Genomic DNA, 21,443 nt, shown 5'->3' with positions numbered 1-21,443 from the left:
CGTGCAGCATTAATGAGGGTGTTTGCGATACATTTCAATTCATGGCTTAGTTTATTTCAGCATATCAATGACGCAAATATAAATTAACGGCAAGGCAGTTAAGTCGCTGTCAATACAAATCAATATGAAGAAGGATATATGTACTGATAAATCCTTTGCCTATCAGCAGCAGCTTTGAAATAATAGCAGCTTTCTTAAACAAAATAAGTGCGATACTGATGATAGAGTTTAATAATGTGGGTGTTCGTCGTGATGGGCGTGTGTTGTTTACTGAAGCAACATTTCAGATTCATCCAGGACAAAAGGTGGGTTTAACGGGCAACAATGGTACAGGTAAGTCAACACTGTTTGCGGTGTTACTGCATTATAAAGGCATCGGTGATATGAGCATTGATACAGGCAGTGTCTCTTTACCGAGTACTTGGCACATCGCCCACATGGCGCAAGAAGTCGCTGGCAGCAATCAAAAGGCGATAGATTATGTACTCAGTGGTGATAAAGAGTGGTTTGCTATCAATGAACAGTTGGCACAATCAGATACCCTGAGTATGGAGCAGATAACCCAATTGCACCAAAAGTTTGATGATATTGATGGCTATCGTACGCCTGCCCGTGCAGCACAAGTGATGTCAGGTTTGGGCTTTCGTACCGAGCAGCATGAGCTACCAGTGAATGATTTTTCGGGTGGTTGGCGTATGCGCCTTAATCTAGCCAAAACTTTGATGAGTCGTGCTGATTTATTACTGCTTGATGAGCCGACCAACCACTTGGATTTAGATGCCATCTTATGGCTAGAGGAATGGATCAATAAATTTGATGGTACGGTGCTGCTGATCTCTCACGATCAGGCGTTTTTGGATGCCACAGTAGGGCATATTTTGCATATTGAAAATACCAAGCTCACCTTATATACAGGTAACTATTCGCAGTTTGTGCGCACTCGCAGTGAGCGATTGTCTCAGCAGCAGCAAGCATTTGAAAAACAGCAAAGCACCCGCGCACATTTAGAAGATTATATACGTCGTTTTCGGGCCAAAGCATCCAAAGCAAAGCAAGCACAAAGCCGTATCAAGCAGCTTGAGCGTATGGCAGAGTTGTCACCAGTGATGGCAGATAACCCATTCTCATTTGAGTTTTATCAGCCCAGCCACACGAGTTCACCATTAATAGAGATGCGCCAAGCCGATATTGGTTATGATGGTACAGCACTGCTGCACAATGTTAGTTTGCAAATAACCCCTGATTCTTGCATTGGGCTATTGGGAATGAATGGTGCTGGTAAATCAACTCTAATCAAAGCTTTAGTGGGTGATTTACCTTTAGTATCAGGTAGCTATAAGGTTTCAGATACCCTCAAAATTGGCTATTTTAATCAGCATCAAATGGATAGTTTAGATGCTGAGGCAACTCCGATGTTGATGTTGCGTCGCTTAGCAGGTAAAACGTCCGATGCTGTCTTGCGTGCTTTTTTGGGTAGCTTTGATTTTCGGGGTGATCGCATTGATACCCCCAGTAAGCTGTTTTCTGGGGGTGAGCGGGCTCGTCTGACATTGGCTCTTATCGTCTGGCAGCGTCCCAATGTTTTGGTATTAGATGAACCAACCAACCATTTAGATTTACAAATGCGCCAAGCACTGACCATGGCATTACAAGGATTTGCTGGGGCGGTGGTGCTGGTATCGCATGATCGTGAGCTGATAGCCAATGTCTGTGATGAGCTGTATTTGGTACATGCAGGTAAATTTATTGAGTTCTCTGGTGATGTATCTGACTATGGCAAGTGGTTATCTGAGCAGCGTAAAAATGTCAGTGCCACACCACAGGCTGCCGATGCAGTAGAGAAGAAAAGTAGTACTAAATCGGCACCAACGGCTTATAGAAAAAATGATGCTAATGGGGCAGATAACAAACAAGCCACTGCCACGGAAGCTTTGAGTAAAGAAGAGCTACGCCGCCGAGCTGCCGAGCAGCGTAAGCTAACTGCTCCCATTCGTAAACGTATTGAGCAATCTGAAAAACAGCTTGAAAAATTAACCCAGCAACTTGAGCAATTAGAGATGCAATTGGCAGATACCGAGCTGTATGATGACAGCCGTAAAGCAGAGTTGTTAGCATTATTAGATGAGCAAGCACAATTGCAACAGCAGCAAGCGCAAGTAGAAGAAGAGATGCTGATGGCAATGACCGAGCTTGAACAGATGGAAGCTGAACGATAAAAATAATAGGGAAACTTACTTAAATGTAAAAAAAATTATAAATACCTTGCTAAAGTTATAAAATTTTGTAGAATCACTATGTAGCTTGGTGAATTTTTTTAATTATTTATACTCATTTTCTTATTTTTTATCCTATTTGTTCTTAAGTTTACCTCGCTCTCAACTTATTTTACTAAATTGATATATAACCCCTCCTAAACCCTCCTCTTGAAGTAAAGGGAGGACTTAAAAACCAGTTCCTCTCCCTGAGGAGGAGTATAGCGAAACACTGTTTCGCCCCTGAAGAGCGTTAATAAATAGTCCAGTGGACTATTTTAGCGATGCAAGACGAAAAGCTGTGCTTGTAGTACAAGACAAGAGCTATGCTCGCGTAGTAAAGGGGAGGTTAGGAGGGGGTCTTATAAGTTGAGAGTGGCGTAATCTAATAAATCTTTTATTAGCATATTATGTAGATACTGACTTTAGTATAAATGATGCTTTAAATCTCAAACACCATCCCCATAAACTCTGTTTACTATAGAAAAAATCAACAGACTAAAGCCTTACCTATTGATTTAGCACATATTATCTATATTGTATTTTAATCTAGACAACCATCGTAGCCACTATAATGACCAATATGACTGACCTTGATGCCTTATCTAAACCTGCCTTACAGATAAATAACTTATCAAAAACTTATGATAATGGATTTTCTGCACTAAAAAATGTCAGCCTCACAGTACCACAAGGCGGATTTTTTGCTTTACTTGGTCCTAATGGGGCAGGTAAATCGACGATGATTGGTATTATTAGCTCGTTATTTCGTCCAACTTCGGGCAGTGTGCAAATATTTGGTACAGATTTATTGGCGCACCCATCAGTTGCCAAGCAATATCTTGGCGTCGTGCCACAAGAGTTTAACTTTAATCAGTTTGAAAAAGTTGAGGACATTTTAATCACCCAAGCAGGCTATTTTGGCATTGCTGCCAGTGAAGCTAAGCCACGTGCCAAAAAGTTATTAACGGCATTGGGACTGTGGGATAAACGAGATAACAAATCTCGTGAATTATCTGGAGGCATGAAGCGGCGGTTGATGATTGCGCGGGCATTGATTCATAAGCCTAAGTTATTGATATTAGATGAGCCAACGGCGGGAGTAGATATCGAGCTGCGCCGCTCGATGTGGGCATTTATGCAACAAATTAATGCAGAGGAAAATACCACCATTATTTTGACCACCCACTATTTAGAAGAAGCGGAGCAATTGTGTCGCCATATTGCGATTCTTGACCACGGTGAAATACGCATTAATACCGAGATGAAAGAATTATTAACTCAGTTATCGGTTGAAACCTTTGTGCTAGATTTGACCAATGCGCTGACAAATAAACCTGTAATTACTCATGTTACCGAAGTGACACAGCCTGATGAATTAACGCTTGAAATTACCTTAAGTGAGGGTGAGTCACTCAATCAAGTCTTTGAGCAGTTAAGCGCACAAGGCATTGAAGTTGCCAGTATGCGTAATAAAGCTAACCGTTTGGAAGAATTATTTATGCGCTTGGTTGAGAGCAGTGATGATACAGGTGTTAATAGTATGACGGAGGCAAACCGATGAAGCAAGATGGCATGACATGGTCACAAAAATGGATTGCATTTAGCACCATCATGTACAAAGAGTTGCGCCGTATTTTACGTATCTGGCCACAAACTCTATTGCCCCCTGTGATTACCATGACCTTATATTTTATTATCTTTGGTAAGATGATTGGCTCACGGGTAGGCGAGATGGGTGGTGTGCCCTATATGCAATTTATTGTACCGGGGCTGATTATGATGGCAGTGATTACCAATAGCTACTCTAATGTGATGTCGAGCTTTTTTAGTGCAAAATTTCATGCCAGTATTGAAGAGATGTTGGTATCTCCTATCTCAAAACATGCCATCTTGATGGGCTATGTGAGCGGTGGTATCTTCCGTGGACTCATTATTGCCATCATCGTCTCTATTGTGGCGTTATTTTTTACTCAGCTTGGTGTTGTACATCTGTTTGTGACTATATTTACTGTCTTGGGTACATCTATTTTATTTTCATTAGGTGGCTTTATTAATGCCATGTTTGCACGCTCATTTGATGATATTTCTATTGTGCCCAGTTTTGTATTAACCCCATTGACCTATTTGGGTGGGGTGTTTTATTCGATGGAAAACTTATCACCCTTTTGGCAAAAACTATCCTTATTCAATCCCATTGTATATATGGTGAACTCTTTTCGTTATGGTATTTTAGGTCATTCTGATGTCAATGTTTGGTATTCAATGGTGGCAATTTTTGCCTTTTGTGCGGTATTGTATGTGATTGCCTATCGTTTTTTACAGGATGGCTCACGTATCAGGTTATAAAGCTAATTTGTAAGTGGTTAAATCCATCGCTGCTTGTGGTCACACTAAGCATTGGTTATGATAAAAGCTCAATAGGTCTTGGGCTTTTTTTAATGGCAAAAATATTTTTACAATTGGCGATATTATCCTTGGTCGTTACTATCGATAATGGTGTATTGGCAGTAGCTGTAACACCAGCAACACCACTAACAGCCAGCATGAATGACTATGTATGGATTGCCTTAGATAAAAAAAGCGAAGCTGATCATCATCAAGATGACTGTCATAACAATAACAGTAACAATAGCGATAAAGATGATAGTTATTCCACCTTACACCCTGACTTGCATTGTCTTTATCCTACTCATGGGCGTATCGATAATGAACTAAGCAAAAAGTGGGGCATGAGTGATAAGGTGATTAGAGAAAAAGACACCCTTTATGTGACAGTGCCTAATCGCCAATATCCTTTGATATTTAAAGACGATGCTTATATTTATGATGATCCTGAAAACATTTATAAATCATATTATTTTCTAGAGCAGTATGATAAATCTCAGCAGTTACTTTATTTACAAAATCATTCAACTGTGTCAAAAAAAGATGTCATCGTAGACTTAGCCACAGGGTTTTGGCAAGATTTTTATGGTAGCCATTTGCAGTTATCGCCTAATAAACAGTACGCTGCCAATTTTGATAGGGATGCTGAGTTGACGCGGGATATTAATATTTGGGAGCGTCATCAGGATGGATATTACAAAGGTTATTTCCATCCGATAGATAAACTAAAAAACCAAGAACAACTACGACAGTTAGATTATGATTATTATCAGACAGACAGTACCCATGAAGTTGAAAATTTACGGCAGATAACATGGGTCAATAATAATAAGTTTTATGTGGATTATTTTCATAAAATACATGATGAAGATACCGTTGCCTTTCATATTCGACATACCTTTTTGCATGATGCTGTCAGTGGTCAATGGTATATGAAAGTTGCCAGTCAGCCGCATACAAAATGATTCATATAGGGGATAATTTTTGTTTTATCCAAGGCTCATATTGATATGCTAAATATTGCCCCTCTTGTTTATATGATTCTTCTTGATCGTATTGTCATCTCTATCTTGCTTAGCCTAAGAGTATTATCTTTAGCGTCTTTCTTATTTGTTGCCTGTCAGTCTTATGCACAGACAGAAAAAAATAATACAAAATCACTAGCAATAGTAAATACTGAGTATGAGTGTCAGGATTACCTTGAATTTGCAACTTTTAATGAGTATCAGCAGTGTTTGCATCGCACACTTGAGAATCGTGATAATGGATTAAGTCAGCAGTGGGGTTTAAACGATAAAGTCGTCAGAGAAAAAGATACGATTTATATCACTGTAGCAAATCGCAAACATGCGTTGGCATTTAAAGATGAGGTATACCCTTTTGATGAAGAGCATGGTACGACTTATGGTTTACAACACTATGATGCAGAGCAACAAAAATTATATCTTTACCGTATTTGGTACGAATCCGTCTCTACTGTCATTGTTGATATGACCATAGGATATTGGCAGGAATTTGCTGGGGTTCAGTTAGAATTTTCACCTAATGGTCAGTTTGTGGCTGGTTTTTATGGACGATTGGGGCTACCCTCTTATGCCATCGTTGTTTGGCAACGACAAGAGAGTCAAGATGAGCAATATATACATGATTATGGCAGTAATATTTTGTATGAATATGTGGCGGAATTACCCTCATTGCCTGCCGCTTATGAGGATAAAAAGCTCATCTGGATAAATACAAATAAGTTTATTGTCGAGTTTTCCTATCACATACAAGCAGATAGTGATGTTGTTTGGGTACGCTACGCTTTTGTGAGAGATGATAATGGTGATTGGCAGGTGACAAAAATATGACAATAACTCCTAAAAACTTTGATTTAAGACCCATAAATATTATTGTTAACATGATCGTATGGATATTGTTGTCCATATTAACCATGTCATTGCCTATCCATGCACAAGCCGACATACCCAAGGCACGCATGGATGATTATATTTGGGAAGTAGTGGCAGAAGAGGAGGGGTTTGGAGCGATCTATGACTCAAGTAGGTTATGTCAGCCAGATAATTTTGCTTCCTATCAATATTGTCGCCAGCAGATACTAGAAGCACATGATAATAATTTGATTCAGCAGTGGGGGTTGGCTGATCGAATGGTACGTGAGTTAGATACTCTTTATATTAATGTACCCAATCGCCAATATCCCTTGAGTTTTCGTGAAAATCAATCCGCCGTCTATGAAGAAGCCATTGACTATCTGGCATTGAGTGGTTTTGACAAAAATCATCAGCAACTGTTGATAGAAAAGCAAATGTGGGAGACGTCAAATACCATAGTTGTTGATTTAAACACAGGTCGCCACCAAGAATTTTATGGTAGCGATTTGAGTTTTTCACCTGATGGCTCTTATATAGTAACGGTGGAGACTTATCCAGATTTTGAACAAGTAATGCTGTGGAAGAAAGATGCACAAGGCGTGTATCATCTTGGTAATATGGAAGATAATGGCTATGATGTTTTTACCGATCAATTGGCTTTTTATAATGGCACAAATAATACAGTCAATCTGCATAAAGTGAATTTACAGTGGCTTAATAGCAACAGCTTATTGGTAGATTTTTATTATAAAATAAATATTGATGACACAGTGGCTTATCGAGTACGTTTTAATTATATAAAACCTGATGACTCATCAAAATGGCAAGTTATTGCCGTCAGATAGTCGCAGTCGCCGTCATAATTACAATCACAGTTGCAGTCTTGAAAAAATTAATTAAGTATTAGGACTAATTATGAGTATACATGGTGTATTGGGTGAGTCTACCAGCTATCCCAAATCTTATTCTCCTGAGGTGTTATATCCGATTAGCAGAACACTTGGGCGTGGGCATATCAATTATGATACCAATAAGCTATGCGTTGGCGTTGATTGGTGGCATGCCTTTGAAGTGTCATGGCTCAACTCACAAGGTATTTCACAAGTGGCGTTGGCACGTTTTTCTATTCCTGCTACCTCTACTAATATCGTCGAATCCAAATCATTAAAGCTGTATCTTAACAGTCTCAATTTTACAGAATTTGATGACTGGCAAACAGTACAACAGACCATCAGCAAAGACTTATCTGAGGCGGTAGGGGCGTCTGTCACTGTGCAACTTTTTGATTTATCTACTATTAATAGCATTTCTGGACTGCTGATAGATCAGCCACAAGGACAATGTATTGACCAAGCATTGGTACAGACAGCAGAAAAAATCGCATTGACTGAACACCCTGATGCTTGTCTTTTGGGCAAACTTGATATGCAATCAGATACAGCAGAATTACAAGACTATCAGCTTTATTCTAATTTATTGCGTAGTAATTGTCCCGTCACCAATCAACCTGATTGGGGTACAGTAGCGATAGAAATGACCACCGATATAGAGGTAAATCAAGCAAATTTGCTTAAGTATATACTTAGTTTTCGTCAGCATAATGGCTTCCATGAGCAATGCGTTGAACAGATATTTGCTGATTTAAGCCAGTATTTTCATCCTGCGTCGTTGATGGTACGGGCATGGTATACCCGTCGTGGTGGCATTGATATTAATCCTTGTCGGGCTAGTGATATAAGTGTGTTACCAAAGCCAACTCGTCTTGTTCGTCAGTAATATAGTCAAAGAGATACTAAAAACACCGTTACAAACAATACTGTTAACGCTGGTATTTATTGATTACTATAAGATAAAGCTTTACCTCAACTTTACTGCGTTATCAATTTAATACAATAAATAGGACTATTATATGAAGTTACCAAATAGATTATTTGTCATGACTACAGTGTGTTTGACAGCGATGGGTGCTCAAGCAGCATTTGAAGAGCACAATTATGACTGCGAAAAAGCCAATTTAAAAGACTCTTATCAGTGTTCTATTGAAGCTGTAAAGACTGAAAAACAGCGATTAAATGGCGTTTATATGAATATTTATCGCAACTTAACTGCTACTCAAAAACAGCAAATGGATAATAAGCAAATTGCTTGGAATAAAAAACGTGATGAAAATTGTGGTGTAGAAGAAGATAGACAAATTGTTAATAATGATTCGGTCTGGCAAGAAATATCCGCCAATACGTGTGTGGCGTATGCAACCCAAGATATGACCCGATACTATCTTACTGACTTTAACGTAGCGAGTTTAGCAGGAGCTGCTGATTTTAAAAAGATAAAAACTGATGGTACTGTTACCTATTATAAAGGTGAAACAGTGGTGAAAGGGACATTTAATATATCAGCACCAGATGATGATTATTCCCCTTGTGCTGTCTGTTTTAGTGTGAGCAATGCAGACAGCTAGGAGGGGGTTGAAGTTGAGAGGGAGATTAAGTTTATAATTAAGTATCAAATAAGACTAAAAAATAGAAAATACAGGACAATAAATAAAGGGAACTACCACTACTTAATAAACCACCTGATTTTAAATATTTTAAAGGATTAGTTATGTTAAAAAAACTTGCAGTTGCAACAGCTTTAGTAGCTTTAGTACCTTTTTCAGCGGCAAATGCTGATATCGGCTCAAAATTCAAAAAGCATGATACAGGTCGTACTATCGAGCAGATTTATAAGCAGTGTGGTATCGGTGGGGCAATATTTGGCAAATCTAGCCCAATTTTAGCCATCATCTCAAACGTAACTTGGGATTTAGGTACAACAGCGGCTATCTCTGACTCAATGTCTCCAGATACTTGCCAAGGTGGCAATGTTAAAGCAGCAGTACTAATCAAAGAAGCCTTCCCAAGTGTTGAGCAAGACTTAGCTGCTGGTCAAGGTGCACATTTATCAGCCCTTGCAAATGTTGCAAGCTGTGATTCTGTAAATGCGGTACGTGCTGAGTATGGTGTGTACACACAAACTTCTGCTTATCAAAATGCAACTCAAGAGCAAAATGCAGAAGCACTATACAATATTGTTAGCCAAAAATGTGCCATGTAATTGTGTGGTATGATTTATTTAATTAAATTTTTTATATAAAACTATTTAATTAATATTGCAAATTGAGTTGAAGTAATAGCTTAATCCAATGCCTAATAATAGCAATAAGGAGCATGATGGTTTGCCAGATATTTTGCCAATAACATATATGCACTTTATTGCTTCAAAAAGGCTGAATAAAAAGCATACCAGTATTATCTCTGGTGTGCTTTTTTTATCTTGCTGTCTTTTGGTAGCAACACAACCTGTCCATGCAGCACCGATACCATCTGCTATGTCGAGTAATATGGCGAGCAATCAGGTAATGACAGCTCCCTTGCCTACAAAGCAGAAAACAAGTAGTCAGAAAACAAATAGTCAGGCAATGAGTAATCAAGTTCAAACTCATTATAGTGATGCTCAGCCACCGTTTGAGATCTCTACCATTGTTGATTCTGAAACCACATTACAAACATTGGCAAATCATCGTCAGTGGCAACATTTACTATTTTATAAAAATCATCAACCTGAAGTTATCTCAGCAGATTTCTATCTGTCTGCACCAACGGCACAAAGCCGTCAGAATTTTAGTCCCTATCAAGAGTTAATAGCAACTTTAAAAAACAGCACCAATCCAGAAGTGGTGTGTCGTTTTCCTGCTCGCTATTTTTGGTTAAGCCACCATCTACCCAAGTTATCTATAGATTTAGATGCCTGTCCACAATTGCCAAAGACTTCTGAAAAGATGAGTGTGATATTGGTCAGTAGCTATCTTAAAAATCCCGCCTCAACCTTTGGTCATGTATTAATTAAGACCCATGACCATATAGATGTAGATAGCGATGATAATGCAGCATCTTTTGCTACATCTGAACATCAACTATCATCGAACGATTTATTAAATAATTCGTATAACTTTGGTGCGCGTATCCCTGAAAATGAGAACGGAGTCATGTATGCCATTAAAGGGCTATTTGGTTGGTATGATGCAGGATTTTCAGAGTCAGAGTTTTTTAAGCAAGATGCCGTATATTCCAAAACAGAACAGCGTGATATGTGGGAATATGTGCTCAATCTTGATGAATTTAATACCCAATTATTAAATTATCACTTATACGAAGCTAAGTCGGCACGCTTTGACTACTATTTTATTAAGCAAAACTGTGGTTATCGCTCAGGAGAGTTATTAGAGCTGGTCAGTGATATTAAAACCACCCAACGTACATCACCTTGGTATGCGCCAGACTTTGTTTTTGATCAGCTTGTTGAGTATAGTGATGATAAAGGTGAACCATTGATTGAGTCTGTGCGCTATTTGCCATCAGAGCAGACCCAGTTACGTCAGCAGTTTGTGCAATTAGAAAAACCGTTGCAAACAGTGATTAATGACTTTATTCGTCATGAAGATATCAGTGTATTAGAGACATTAAATCCAGAAAAGCAAGCACTGGCGTTGGAGTTTTTGATCAGCCATCGTAATTATAAACTGTCACAAGATGACAATGAGCATGATCACGCTATTAAAAAGCAACTGCTTAGTAAGCGTTTTATGTTGCCAGCAGGAAAGAGATTGTCTAATTTAGCATTACAAGACAAACCGTCTCCAGCCTTGAGTAACAAGACCAGTCAGGCGCATGTCTCTTTGGGGACAAATGACAGTCAATTGGGCGTTGCTTTATTTGTCAAAGACCCACTCAATACTTATACAGACATTGATAAACGTTTTAAGGCAGTGCAACTTTCGGTGCGCTATGATTATGATAAAGATAAGCCTGAATTTGATGAATTTGTCTTTTTGGACATGCAGCAGATTGAAAATATGGCTCAGCCATTGGCAGGTGAACCAAAAATGTCTTGGCAATTGCAAACGGGGGTGAAGCCAGATTTGTTTGAGCCAGATAAGCACAGTGTTTATGCACAGGCAGGTGTGGGTGTGGGGGCAAAGTCAGGAGAGTATCTGCTTGGTTATGGCATGGTCAATGCCAGTATACATGATCAAGACAGTCATTTAGATACCAGTGTTGAGCTGGGCTTACGGATCAAAAATCCCAAGCAACAAAAGCAATCAGCGCAGTTATCTTATACTGCCACCAAGCGAGCCAGTCATGAGATTGTGCAACAAGCACAATTGACTCTACGCCAACAAATCAATAAAAATAATGACATTAGGTTAGTAGCAGACTATATACATCAAGATTCACAAGATAATCACCAGAACATAAATAATCAACATAGCAGCAGTGATAAAGACAATGCCTTGAGTGTGGTATGGCATCATTATTGGTAGCATACAATTGATTGCATATAACCGTACTTACGTATTTTATACCTTCATTCTCTTTAAACTCTCTTGATGTGACCTTATCTATATAATTATATAAACTGTGGATATAACCAAGGATAAATAACATGGCAGAAAAAAACTATTATGACATTTTAGGGGTGAAAAAAGATGCATCAGAGCAGGATATTAAAAAAGCCTACCGTAAGCTGGTGCGAAAATATCACCCTGATGTCAGTGATTTGCCCAATGCAGATGAAAAGATAGCCGAAATTAACAATGCCTATGAGACCTTGCGCGATAAAGATAAGCGCGCTGAGTATGATGCAATCCAAGCCAATCCGTTTGCTGGTCAAGGTGGTTTTACTGGTTCTAGTGCGGGTGGACAAGGTGGCTTTCGCTGGGAGGATCTAAAAGGTCAGTTTGGTGAAGGACAGGCATTTGGTGATGGTGGTTTCCGTTTTGATGACATATTCTCTGCCTTTGGTGCACGCGGACAAGGTCGTCAAAGCCATCAAAATCATCATGGTGCGGGTGGCACTGGATTTGAAGGCTTTGCATCTGGCGCTGGTAAAGGTCAAGATCAACATGCTGAGATCTCTGTGGCATTGGATTCTGTATATCAAGGCGATGAATACAACATTAAATTAAATGTGCCTGTGCGTCAGCCAAATGGACAAGTAACCCATGAAAACAAAACCCTAAAAATAAAAATACCCAAAGGCATTACTGAGGGCAAGCAAATCCGCCTAACAGGTCAGGGTGCGGCAAGTATGGGGAGTGGTGACAATGGTGATCTGTTCTTAAAAGTGAACATCAGCCATGCCGATAATATTCGCCTTGATGGTGCGGACGTGTATCAGACAGTCAATATCACACCGTGGGAAGCTGCTTTGGGAGATAAAATTAATGTGAGCACGCCTGCAGGTACGCTTGGTGTGACCATTCCCAAAAATAGTAAGTCAGGTAGTCATTTACGTCTCAAAGGCAAAGGTATTCCGGCTAAAAATGCTGGAGATTTATATTTGACGTTGAATATTGTGAATCCAGAAGTCAGTACTGACGCACAAAAAGCGGCATTTGCAGCATTACAAGCGGCTTTTAATGATACACAAATTGCACGTTGATACCTTAGAATGATAAGCATAGTGACAGATAAATAAGGATAAAATAATGCAACATTCAACAGAATTAAATGACATTATTATGAGTTTGGATGAACTGGTAACGGCTTGTGGTCAAGAGCGTACATGGGTATTGGCATTAATTGAAGAAAGCATCATTACCCCTGATGTGAGTCCAAAAGTAAATGAGCAAAGAGTGACGGCTGATAGTAGCAGTCAGTATTTTTCTGGCTATCAATTATCAACTGTACGCCGAGCATCACGGCTGAGTCGAGATTTTGATGCTAGTGTGCCAGCGATTGGTTTGATTTTAGAGTTACTAGAAGAAGTAGAACAATTACGACAGTTTAAGCGGCAGTTTGAGCCACAGAGCACACAGGTGGTTGAGGTGACGTGGGAATAGTTGGTTATCTAGATTGGATATAATGAGTCACCATTATTTATAGGATTTACGCAAAAGTACACGATATTAGTCTTATAAAGTGACTGGGAATTATATTGAGCTTCTGGAACTACGTACAGCCAGTGAGTAAATGATGACTGGTGGCTAATAATCTATAAAAATGCGTAACTCCTAACTTAGATTGAGTTGTTTTATATATCTTGAACGTAATAATAAAAAAGCATCACCATCATAATGGTGATGCTTTTTTTATGATATTTAGACCGCTGACATACAAGCTTTTGCCATGAGTATGAGATGGGTGTCGCTTTTATGAGCGGGCATATTTAGGGTCAGCGGCTGCTGTAAATAGCACATCAGTAGAAGAGTTGAGAGCGGTTTCTGCTGAGTCTTGTACTACCCCAATAATAAAGCCAATGGCGACAACTTGCATGGCGATGTCATTAGGTATACTAAATAAGCTACATGCCAATGGAATCAGTAATAAAGAACCGCCAGCGACGCCCGATGCGCCACACGCACTAATGGTAGCAACAACACTGAGCAATAATGCTGAGCCAAAGCTGACATCGATACCCTGTGTGTATGCCGCTGCAAGGGTGAGTACATTAATGGTAATTGCTGCCCCTGCCATGTTAATGGTTGCTCCTAGTGGTAGGGTAACTGAATAGGTGTCTTCGTGTAGACCAAGTTTGTGAGCCAAGTTCATATTAACTGGAATATTTGCTGCTGAACTACGGGTAAAAAAGGCGGTGATGCCAGATTCTTGTAAGCAAGTAAATACCAATGGATAAGGGTTTTTACCAGTTTTGACAGCAACAATGATGGGGTTAACAATCAATGCAATAAATAACATACAACCAACCAATATGGCTAAGATACGTGCGTATCCAAGTAATGCCGAAAATCCTGTTTCAGCAACTGTATTGGCAACCAATCCCATGATACCCAGTGGGGCAGTGGCAATGACCCATTTGACCACTTGTGAGATGGCATCGGAAAAATCTGCAACCACTTGACGAGTACCCTCACTGGCATGACGCAGGGCAAAACCGATGACCAATGCCCATGCCAAAATGCCTATATAGTTGGCATTGGCAATCGCATTGACAGGGTTTGCTACCAGATTCATTAACAGGGTGGTTAATACTTCTTGTAGTGTGGCGGGTGGGATTTGCTCAATGGAACCTTGAATCAGAACCAGTTTGGTTGGAAATAAAAAGCTGGCGGTAACAGCGGTTAACGCTGCCAAAAATGTGCCGAAGATATATAAAATTAACACAGGTTTGACATATACTTTATTGCCTGAGCGATGCTGACACACCGCAGCAATGACCAGTACAAATACTAAAATAGGGGCAACTGCTTTTAACGCCCCGACAAATAATGTACCTAGTAGACCGATACTGATACCAATAGACGGTGCTAGCCAGCCAATCAATATACCAACTATTAAACCAATAATAATCAGTGGCACAAGTCCTATGCGTCGGTATAGTGTCACTAGTGAGTTCATGAGCAATCCTTATGATAAAAAAAGATACTAAAGTAATACGTTGGGGCGGGATAGTAGCATTTTTTAAGCAGTAGAAAAATAATTAATATACCAATTACTAGATTAAAGAAGCTTTTTTAATAACCATACCTACCCACAAAGCTTTTTATTTTAGCGCAACATTGTTAATGATAATCATTTAGTTTTTACTATGTAGTCATATTTGAGCAGGATATGGGTGGCAGTAATAAGAGCGTTGCGCTTATTTTTCTGAATTTAAGAGGTATTTATAACTTAAAGTGATTCAGGGTAAGTCCTAAGCTACGGTAGTGCTTATATTTGTCTCGACCCTGTTGCTGACTGTCATTATCAGGAGTGATAATCTCTAGGATACGCTCAGGTGTAAGTTGGTTATTTAAGGGAACAGCAGTGGGACTAAGATTTAGGATAATGCCGTCAAAGTGGGCGGGGAAGGTGTCAGTAAGTAGTACAGGAGACCGTATATCTGGTGTATTGATAGCATTTGAGATATTGAGTTGATGCGGAATAAAGCTGGTTGCTTCAAACTCCCATAAGTATTTGTCAAGCATAACAAGCCTTGCGTCATCATTGTCGACAACAACAAGGCTATGTTCGCTTTTTTTAAGAACCGTTTGTATCAGTTTGCACACAAAATCCAAGACGGCTTGAGTGTCTGATGCAGTGTGTGCATTTAATACATAAAAGCTGGCTTGCATGATAAGTAATTAGCCTGACTTAGCGCAGCGCATTTAACATTGGCTACAGTTTTTTAGATACTGCATAAATAAAGGCACAGGACGACCTGTTGCACCTTTTTCTTTACCAGAGTTCCAAGCTGTGCCAGCAATATCTAAGTGTGCCCAAGCTTGTCCCTCTTTGATAAAGCGTTTTAAGAAGCACGCCGCTGTGACTGAACCTGCTGGACGACCACCAATATTTTGGATATCTGCAATTGGAGAGTCAAGCTGAGACTGGTAGGCATCATCTAGGGGCATGTGCCAAATCAAATCACCTGACTGCTCACTGGCGTTTTCTAGTTCAAATAACACATCTTCATCATTGCTATAGACAGCAGAGCGGACATGCCCTAGCGCAATGATACATGCCCCTGTCAGTGTCGCCACATCAATGATAACTTTGGGGTTATAACGTTGCACATAGCATAATGTATCTGCCAATACTAAGCGTCCTTCGGCATCGGTGTTTAATATTTCTACGGTCTTACCATTCATTGCTTTAACAATATCACCAGGACGAGTGGCATCTCCTGATGGCATGTTTTCAGCACATGCCAATGCACCAACCACATTGATGGGCAGGCGAGCTTCGCATAAGGCTTGCATTGTTCCAAGTACTGAGGCTGAGCCGCCCATGTCAAATTTCATTTCATCCATGGCTGCACCCGGTTTGATAGAGATACCACCTGAGTCAAAGGTAACCCCTTTACCAACCAAGACAATTGGGGCATCGGTATCGTTGCTGTTTGCGTCTGTTTTGGCAGATTTTGCTTTGGCTTTATTTTTGCCTATTGCAGCAGGTAGCTTGCTGGTGACCGCTTCTTTTAGGTTGGCAGTTAGGCTGTTTGGGTTTGTGGTATTTGTTATGGCAGCCGCAGATTTGCCTTGATATTCCATGATGACCAGTTTGCCTTCTTTGGCAGAACCTTTCGCCACTGCCAAAAAGCACTCCATACCCAGCTGTTGCATCTCTTTTTCACCAAGAACAGATACTTTGAGTAACTCAGGGTAGCGTTTTGCCATGTCTTGTGCTTGCTGCGCCATATATTCAGGAAAGCAGACGTTGCCCGGCTCATTGGCAACATTGCGAGTAGTGGTTTGTCCTACAAAAACTGCATTAATATAGTCAATATCTGCTTGTGTGATGCTTTTACTAACAACATTGATTTGTTCAAGGCTGTCTGCTTTGCTTTCTGCTTTGTATTTATCAAAGCGGTAGCTGGCATTGAGTAGGGCTAAGGCAAACTGAGTGTTTTGCTCTGTATCCAAAGCATCAGATAGTGCAATGGTCAGCGTCGTCACTCGCTTGCTCATGGCTTTATAAATAGCCGTGGCTATCTTTTGTAAGTTGGTGGCAGATAGTTTGTTGCTATCTCCAATACCGACCAATAATAAAGGTAGAGGTGCTTTTTTACTGTCACTGGCTAGGGCATAGTCAGCGACACTTTCCCCCAATTTTCCTGTAAATTGCGCTACGGTGATTAAGTTATCAATACGTGCTTGATAGGCAGGCAGACTTTTGTTTAAGTCCGTTGTACCAATGGGCTGTTTATTTTCATTAACCAATACCACTAAGCAGTTATTTTGTTCAGTGTTGGTGTTTTTATCACTTTTTTTAGTGCCAGATTTTTTGTTGGTTAACGTGGGAATAACAGACAGTTTCATGACTGCTCCTTGTTTTAAATTGTGAATGAAATTTAATAAAAAGATTTAATAAAAAATAAAGAGGGCAGAAATCATGGTGATGGACGAAAAATAGCCACGGCATATTTTTGTAACATCACCAAAATACGATACCAAAATACAATGATTCAATGTTTATATGAACCTCTACTATATTGTGGTCATTTTATATAAATACTATGGTCAATCTTATAAAAAGTATGACATTGGCTTATGATAACAAACTGATAGGGTGGCAGACAGGCTCAGTGTAACAAAATAAACAATTGCCAATAATCTTTAAAACTGCATAAGACCTAATGATGATATTGAAGCATACTTTTGAATAGAATGTCATATTTGTAAACACTTGTCACAGCCAGTTTTATAAAAATATGCTAGCATTAGCGGCTAGTATTAATATGAGCCATTTTGCCACTATTGCAAAAGTAGCCAACCATAAGAGATTGTTTGTGATATTACGTCGCTATATAACCCAGCAAGTTGCTTCTACCACCGCCATTGTTTTAGGATTTTTGGTGGTGCTTTTGCTTGGTGGACGCTTAATTCGTTATTTTGGTATTGCCGCAGAAGGGCGGCTTGATGTGGGGCTGTTATTTTCGATTATTGGTTATAATCTGCCTTATTTTTTAGAGTTGATTTTACCCTTGTCATTTTTTATTGGCTTGATGCTGGTATTTGGTCGATTATATGTTGACCATGAAATGGCAGTTATCAATGGCAGTGGTATTTCTCGTGGACGTTTGGCTCGCCTTATGACGCCTTTGATAGTTCTGTTATTTGTGATTGAAGCAGGGCTTTCTTTATATGGTAAACCTTGGGGGGTGCGACATGCTGAGAGTGTGTGGCAACAGCAAGCGTTAAGCAGTGCTTTTGATTTGATTCGCCCCAAGCAGTTTATTAGTAGCAATGACTATCACCTGTATGTGGGTAGCTTTAGTGAGGATAAAAAGCAGCTACAAGATGTTATTTTAATTCAAAGTAAAAGTAAGCAAAATAACCGTGAAAGTACAGGCTCAGATGATGTTTTAGAAAGCGAGGTGATCAATAACAGGGATCAGACCAATAATACTGCCGCTCATACTCATACCAATAGCAGTGATTTTGCCCGCTTACCAACCATGCCAAAGCAGTTAGAGGCTAAAGATACGGTGATACTTGCCAAGCGAGCGGTACAAGTAGAAGGGGAGGAAGATAGCCCAACAACTCAGATTGACCTCTATCAGGGTCGTCGCTATGAGATTGGTGCAGACAGTCTGGTATATAACCAAGTTAGCTTTGAAAAATATCGTATTAGTATGACCAAGCCATCGACCGAAACGGTCACCAGTGATAATATTAGCGCACAAACTCTTCCCAAACTTTGGTGTAGTGCTACTCAGTCCAATACAGCAGCAACAGGCGTTATTGCCAAGCTACCTGCTCAAGCTGAGCTGGGTTATCGTTTTGCACTGCCTTGGCTTATGATTATTGCCCCAATGTTGGCTGTGCCTTTGGCACAAGTACGTCCTCGTCAAGGTCGCTGGCTACGTTTGTTGCCAGCCATTTTGATTTTTGCCAGTTGCGCCTTGGTTCTCATGTCACTAAAAAATATCGTCTCCAAAGGCACACTGGGTGTCTGGACATACCCTATCACCATCGTTGCGTTTATGGTAGTCGCACTTTATATGAACTGGGCAAGTCGTATTCATCATCGATTACGCTTTGGCTTTAGCCGTCAAAGTGTGCTACACAGTGATGATAGCCATGATGGTAATGACAGTAATGTAGGGGGACGATGATGAAAGCAGTACGATCAGGACAAATTTTATCTCGTTATGTCAAAAAAAATGCATTTTTTGCGATATTGGGTGCGGTTATTGCTTTATGGGGATTACAGCTATTATTTTCATATCTTGCGGAGTTAGATGAAGTCTCAGACAGCTATAGTTACTGGCAGGCACTACAATACATTGGTTATCGTTCGCCGCAATTTTTGGTGCAGTTTACGCCTACAGGTGCATTATTAGGGGCGGTTGTGGGTTTGGGTCTGCTTGCAAATAAAAGCGAGTTGGTGGTGATGCGAGCTGCTGGTGTGAGTATTTATCGTATTGTACTTTGGGTATTACAGCCTGCCTTATTGTTTGTGCTATTGTCGCTGGCAATTAACCAGTTTGTATTGCCATTGAGCAATCAAAAAGCGCATCAAATACAGCAGACAGATAGCGCACCTTTAGCCACAGTGAGTGGTTATTGGACAGTACAAAATAATACTAGTGATGAGGGTGAGGTAAGTAGTGATGTGGTTTTTATTGATTATGCCGATGAGAAAGGCAATATTGGAGAAGTAAAACGCTGGCACTTAGATGCTGCTAATAATCTAACAGCAGTCTCTAAAGCTACTGATGGATACTATATTGATGGTCATGCTGATCCAAAACATACCGTTGCAGCAAATGTGCACAACAATACATCGGCAGAGACACAATATCAGTGGCAGCTTAATAATTTGACGCAATTGCAATTATTATCACCACAAGCGGATTTGAGAGCATCCACACTAAACTCTAACGCAACCAGTGACATAACCAATGTAGCAATAAGCGATGCTTCTATCATGACTCATGCTGTACCCATTGCCCAATTAAAGCGAGAGCGGCAAGTTAACATCACGTTGCCTATTGCTCCTAGCTCAGTGTATCTTTTGACCCGACCGCCTAACGATTTATCATTGACTCAGTTGGTTGAGTATTATCGCTATAGTCAGCATCAAGGTACACGCTCATTAGAGCATGAGCTTACCTTATGGAAAAAGCTATTGTCCCCATTTTCTATTTTATCATTGGTGATTGTGGCATGCTCATTTGTATTTGGCTCGCTACGTAGCCACAGCTTAGGTCTGCGTATTGTGGTGGCATTGTTATTTGGTTTATTGTTTAGTTACCTACAAGATTTAACTGGCTTTGTTTCATTAGCCACAGGTGTCTCACCACTGTTGATGGTATTGTTACCCATTATTGTGAGTACATTATTGGGGTTGTACTTGATTAAACGCCAAAGTTAGCTATGCAATGGAGCATGAAGCAGGGACAAACAGATATAAAAAACGCCAGTATTGACTCAATACTGGCGTTTTTTTGGCTTGTGTATTTTGTATTATTATTAGGCTTGCAATGCATCCTACTCTTTTATCGCCAGTGTCACTGTATAAGTTTTGCCTTGTTTTACCTTATCCGCATTGCCAAAGACTTCGGTAAATGCCCGTTTCATAAACTGACGTAATCCATTAATCGTCACTACATAAAACCGCCCACCCTCACGCATCTTGCTATAAGCATCGAGCAGATATAGATAGTGCTGTTCTTTGCCAACTTTGGCTGGCAGGTTGGACATCACTAAACTAAAATCTTTATTGCTATCTACATGGTTAAAGCCATTGGATAGATGCACATCAACATTATTTAGCCCATTTTTTTGGCAATTTTTGCGTGCGTATTCTACCGCCATAAAGTCTTTATCAATCAGTGTATGCTGACCTTGTGGGCATTCTCTAGCGGCTGTCATACCTAAAACCCCATAACCACAACCCAAATCTATGGAGTCATCATTAGCTTGAAAATCCACATAATCAAGCAACATCAGACTGCCGTCATCGAGCTTTTCAGGAGAGAAAATACCCCATGTGGTGGTAAAGTGAAACGGCTTGCCTAAGACATCTTGGGTAAAGGCGATGTCTTCACGCCAGCGTTGGGCTTTGGTCAGTAGTTCTGAGTTTGGGGTGTGAGTCATGGGTATGCCTTAGCTAAACATGGTTCATAAAAGTAAATGAGCATTAGTATACTATGAGTTTATTCTTAAGTTTAACGTTACCTATCACTATATACAAATTAACTAGATATCAAAAATGCCATTTTATTTATTTTGGTCACCTTTGACGACACTCATTGCTCTTTTGCATATTTATATTGCTGCGTCATTATTTGACGCAGCAATAATCTTTGTACTACAACTAACAGATAGTTTCTGTTACATTAGTGGTGCATCAATATTAGGACGTGTTGAATATTGAGGGTATGAGAGTAAGAAGCTAGAGACAAAAAAATAGCGAAATAGTAAACTTTAAGCTCT

The 21,443-nt window shown here is 39.9% G+C and carries 18 protein-coding genes; 14 read left to right on the top strand and 4 right to left on the bottom strand.

The genetic code is table 11. The features are described from left to right. The first annotated feature begins 218 nt into the window (after positions 1 to 218). The 12 genes from FHK89_RS02255 (at position 219) to FHK89_RS02200 (ending at position 13,400) form a co-directional block, all read left to right on the top strand. Complete coding sequence (locus FHK89_RS02255) at positions 219 to 2,216, top strand: ABC-F family ATP-binding cassette domain-containing protein (RefSeq protein WP_230656227.1); 1,998 nt, start codon at positions 219 to 221, stop codon at positions 2,214 to 2,216. 610 nt (positions 2,217 to 2,826) lie between these two features. Then, positions 2,827 to 3,816 carry an ABC transporter ATP-binding protein gene (locus FHK89_RS02250; RefSeq protein ID WP_230656224.1) on the top strand — a complete coding sequence of 330 codons (990 nt, stop codon included), beginning with the start codon at positions 2,827 to 2,829 and terminating at the stop codon, positions 3,814 to 3,816. 11 nt (positions 3,817 to 3,827) lie between these two features. Further along, positions 3,828 to 4,601 carry an ABC transporter permease gene (locus tag FHK89_RS02245; protein ID WP_230656365.1) on the top strand — a complete coding sequence of 258 codons (774 nt, stop codon included), beginning with the start codon at positions 3,828 to 3,830 and terminating at the stop codon, positions 4,599 to 4,601. A gap of 92 nt (positions 4,602 to 4,693) precedes the next feature. Next, positions 4,694 to 5,605 carry a hypothetical protein gene (locus FHK89_RS02240; protein ID WP_230656221.1) on the top strand — a complete coding sequence of 304 codons (912 nt, stop codon included), beginning with the start codon at positions 4,694 to 4,696 and terminating at the stop codon, positions 5,603 to 5,605. A gap of 45 nt (positions 5,606 to 5,650) precedes the next feature. Next, a complete protein-coding gene (locus FHK89_RS02235) occupies positions 5,651 to 6,493 on the top strand; it encodes a hypothetical protein (RefSeq protein ID WP_230656218.1) in 843 nt (280 codons plus the stop codon). Next, positions 6,490 to 7,362, top strand: a complete 873-nt coding sequence (locus tag FHK89_RS02230) for a hypothetical protein (RefSeq protein ID WP_230656215.1) — start codon at positions 6,490 to 6,492, stop codon at positions 7,360 to 7,362. Before FHK89_RS02235 ends, FHK89_RS02230 begins: the two co-directional genes overlap by 4 nt. Positions 7,363 to 7,432: 70 nt before the next feature. Next, on the top strand, positions 7,433 to 8,293 hold the full coding sequence (gene queF, locus FHK89_RS02225; protein WP_230656212.1) for an NADPH-dependent 7-cyano-7-deazaguanine reductase QueF: 861 nt from the start codon (positions 7,433 to 7,435) through the stop codon (positions 8,291 to 8,293). Between the two features lie 133 nt (positions 8,294 to 8,426). Further along, entirely contained in the window at positions 8,427 to 8,978 is a 552-nt protein-coding gene (locus FHK89_RS02220; protein ID WP_230656209.1) for a lysozyme inhibitor LprI family protein, read from the top strand. Positions 8,979 to 9,121: 143 nt separating this feature from the next. Continuing rightward, entirely contained in the window at positions 9,122 to 9,613 is a 492-nt protein-coding gene (locus FHK89_RS02215; RefSeq protein WP_230656206.1) for a DUF3015 family protein, read from the top strand. Between the two features lie 88 nt (positions 9,614 to 9,701). Further along, complete coding sequence (locus tag FHK89_RS02210; protein ID WP_230656203.1) at positions 9,702 to 11,879, top strand: lipoprotein N-acyltransferase Lnb domain-containing protein; 2,178 nt, start codon at positions 9,702 to 9,704, stop codon at positions 11,877 to 11,879. 122 nt (positions 11,880 to 12,001) lie between these two features. Next, complete coding sequence (locus FHK89_RS02205; RefSeq protein WP_230656200.1) at positions 12,002 to 13,000, top strand: DnaJ C-terminal domain-containing protein; 999 nt, start codon at positions 12,002 to 12,004, stop codon at positions 12,998 to 13,000. 46 nt (positions 13,001 to 13,046) lie between these two features. After that, positions 13,047 to 13,400: a chaperone modulator CbpM gene (locus FHK89_RS02200; protein ID WP_230656197.1), complete on the top strand. Its 354-nt coding sequence runs from the start codon at positions 13,047 to 13,049 to the stop codon at positions 13,398 to 13,400. Positions 13,401 to 13,710: 310 nt separating this feature from the next. On the opposite strand, the gene sstT is transcribed toward FHK89_RS02200, so the two are convergent. The 3 genes from sstT to FHK89_RS02185 form a co-directional block, all read right to left on the bottom strand. Continuing rightward, positions 13,711 to 14,916: a serine/threonine transporter SstT gene (gene sstT / locus FHK89_RS02195; protein ID WP_230656194.1), complete on the bottom strand. Its 1,206-nt coding sequence runs from the start codon at positions 14,914 to 14,916 to the stop codon at positions 13,711 to 13,713. A 266-nt stretch (positions 14,917 to 15,182) separates the two neighbouring features. Continuing rightward, complete coding sequence (locus tag FHK89_RS02190; RefSeq protein ID WP_230656191.1) at positions 15,183 to 15,632, bottom strand: DNA polymerase III subunit chi; 450 nt, start codon at positions 15,630 to 15,632, stop codon at positions 15,183 to 15,185. 33 nt (positions 15,633 to 15,665) lie between these two features. After that, the gene (locus FHK89_RS02185) at positions 15,666 to 17,318 is read right to left on the bottom strand and encodes a leucyl aminopeptidase (protein ID WP_230656188.1); all 1,653 of its coding nucleotides are present in this window, start codon (positions 17,316 to 17,318) and stop codon (positions 15,666 to 15,668) included. Between the two features lie 419 nt (positions 17,319 to 17,737). On the opposite strand from FHK89_RS02185, the gene FHK89_RS02180 reads away from it, so the two are divergent. Both FHK89_RS02180 and FHK89_RS02175 read left to right on the top strand, forming a co-directional pair. Next, on the top strand, positions 17,738 to 19,117 hold the full coding sequence (locus FHK89_RS02180; RefSeq protein ID WP_230656185.1) for an LPS export ABC transporter permease LptF: 1,380 nt from the start codon (positions 17,738 to 17,740) through the stop codon (positions 19,115 to 19,117). After that, positions 19,117 to 20,379 carry an LptF/LptG family permease gene (locus FHK89_RS02175; RefSeq protein WP_230656182.1) on the top strand — a complete coding sequence of 421 codons (1,263 nt, stop codon included), beginning with the start codon at positions 19,117 to 19,119 and terminating at the stop codon, positions 20,377 to 20,379. The genes FHK89_RS02180 and FHK89_RS02175 overlap by 1 nt, the downstream gene beginning before the upstream one ends. 116 nt (positions 20,380 to 20,495) lie before the next feature. On the opposite strand, the gene FHK89_RS02170 is transcribed toward FHK89_RS02175, so the two are convergent. Continuing rightward, on the bottom strand, positions 20,496 to 21,104 hold the full coding sequence (locus tag FHK89_RS02170; protein WP_230656179.1) for a class I SAM-dependent methyltransferase: 609 nt from the start codon (positions 21,102 to 21,104) through the stop codon (positions 20,496 to 20,498). Positions 21,105 to 21,443: the final 339 nt, after the last annotated feature.

The organism is Psychrobacter sp. I-STPA10, from assembly GCF_021012795.1.
GTDB lineage: Bacteria > Pseudomonadota > Gammaproteobacteria > Pseudomonadales > Moraxellaceae > Psychrobacter.
The sequence above is the reverse complement of the archived record's forward strand: the minus strand, read 5'-3'. Positions and strand labels throughout refer to the sequence as shown.

What these genes read in the sequence shown, in the direction of transcription:
- FHK89_RS02255 (WP_230656227.1), top strand. Translation starts at nt 219, where the DNA reads ATGATAGAGTTTAATAATGTGGGTGTTCGTCGTGATGGGCGTGTGTTG.
- FHK89_RS02250 (WP_230656224.1), top strand. Translation starts at nt 2,827, where the DNA reads ATGACCAATATGACTGACCTTGATGCCTTATCTAAACCTGCCTTACAG.
- FHK89_RS02245 (WP_230656365.1), top strand. Translation starts at nt 3,828, where the DNA reads ATGACATGGTCACAAAAATGGATTGCATTTAGCACCATCATGTACAAA.
- FHK89_RS02240 (WP_230656221.1), top strand. Translation starts at nt 4,694, where the DNA reads ATGGCAAAAATATTTTTACAATTGGCGATATTATCCTTGGTCGTTACT.
- FHK89_RS02235 (WP_230656218.1), top strand. Translation starts at nt 5,651, where the DNA reads ATGCTAAATATTGCCCCTCTTGTTTATATGATTCTTCTTGATCGTATT.
- FHK89_RS02230 (WP_230656215.1), top strand. Translation starts at nt 6,490, where the DNA reads ATGACAATAACTCCTAAAAACTTTGATTTAAGACCCATAAATATTATT.
- queF (WP_230656212.1), top strand. Translation starts at nt 7,433, where the DNA reads ATGAGTATACATGGTGTATTGGGTGAGTCTACCAGCTATCCCAAATCT.
- FHK89_RS02220 (WP_230656209.1), top strand. Translation starts at nt 8,427, where the DNA reads ATGAAGTTACCAAATAGATTATTTGTCATGACTACAGTGTGTTTGACA.
- FHK89_RS02215 (WP_230656206.1), top strand. Translation starts at nt 9,122, where the DNA reads ATGTTAAAAAAACTTGCAGTTGCAACAGCTTTAGTAGCTTTAGTACCT.
- FHK89_RS02210 (WP_230656203.1), top strand. Translation starts at nt 9,702, where the DNA reads ATGCCTAATAATAGCAATAAGGAGCATGATGGTTTGCCAGATATTTTG.
- FHK89_RS02205 (WP_230656200.1), top strand. Translation starts at nt 12,002, where the DNA reads ATGGCAGAAAAAAACTATTATGACATTTTAGGGGTGAAAAAAGATGCA.
- FHK89_RS02200 (WP_230656197.1), top strand. Translation starts at nt 13,047, where the DNA reads ATGCAACATTCAACAGAATTAAATGACATTATTATGAGTTTGGATGAA.
- sstT (WP_230656194.1), bottom strand. Translation starts at nt 14,916, where the DNA reads ATGAACTCACTAGTGACACTATACCGACGCATAGGACTTGTGCCACTG.
- FHK89_RS02190 (WP_230656191.1), bottom strand. Translation starts at nt 15,632, where the DNA reads ATGCAAGCCAGCTTTTATGTATTAAATGCACACACTGCATCAGACACT.
- FHK89_RS02185 (WP_230656188.1), bottom strand. Translation starts at nt 17,318, where the DNA reads ATGAAACTGTCTGTTATTCCCACGTTAACCAACAAAAAATCTGGCACT.
- FHK89_RS02180 (WP_230656185.1), top strand. Translation starts at nt 17,738, where the DNA reads ATGAGCCATTTTGCCACTATTGCAAAAGTAGCCAACCATAAGAGATTG.
- FHK89_RS02175 (WP_230656182.1), top strand. Translation starts at nt 19,117, where the DNA reads ATGAAAGCAGTACGATCAGGACAAATTTTATCTCGTTATGTCAAAAAA.
- FHK89_RS02170 (WP_230656179.1), bottom strand. Translation starts at nt 21,104, where the DNA reads ATGACTCACACCCCAAACTCAGAACTACTGACCAAAGCCCAACGCTGG.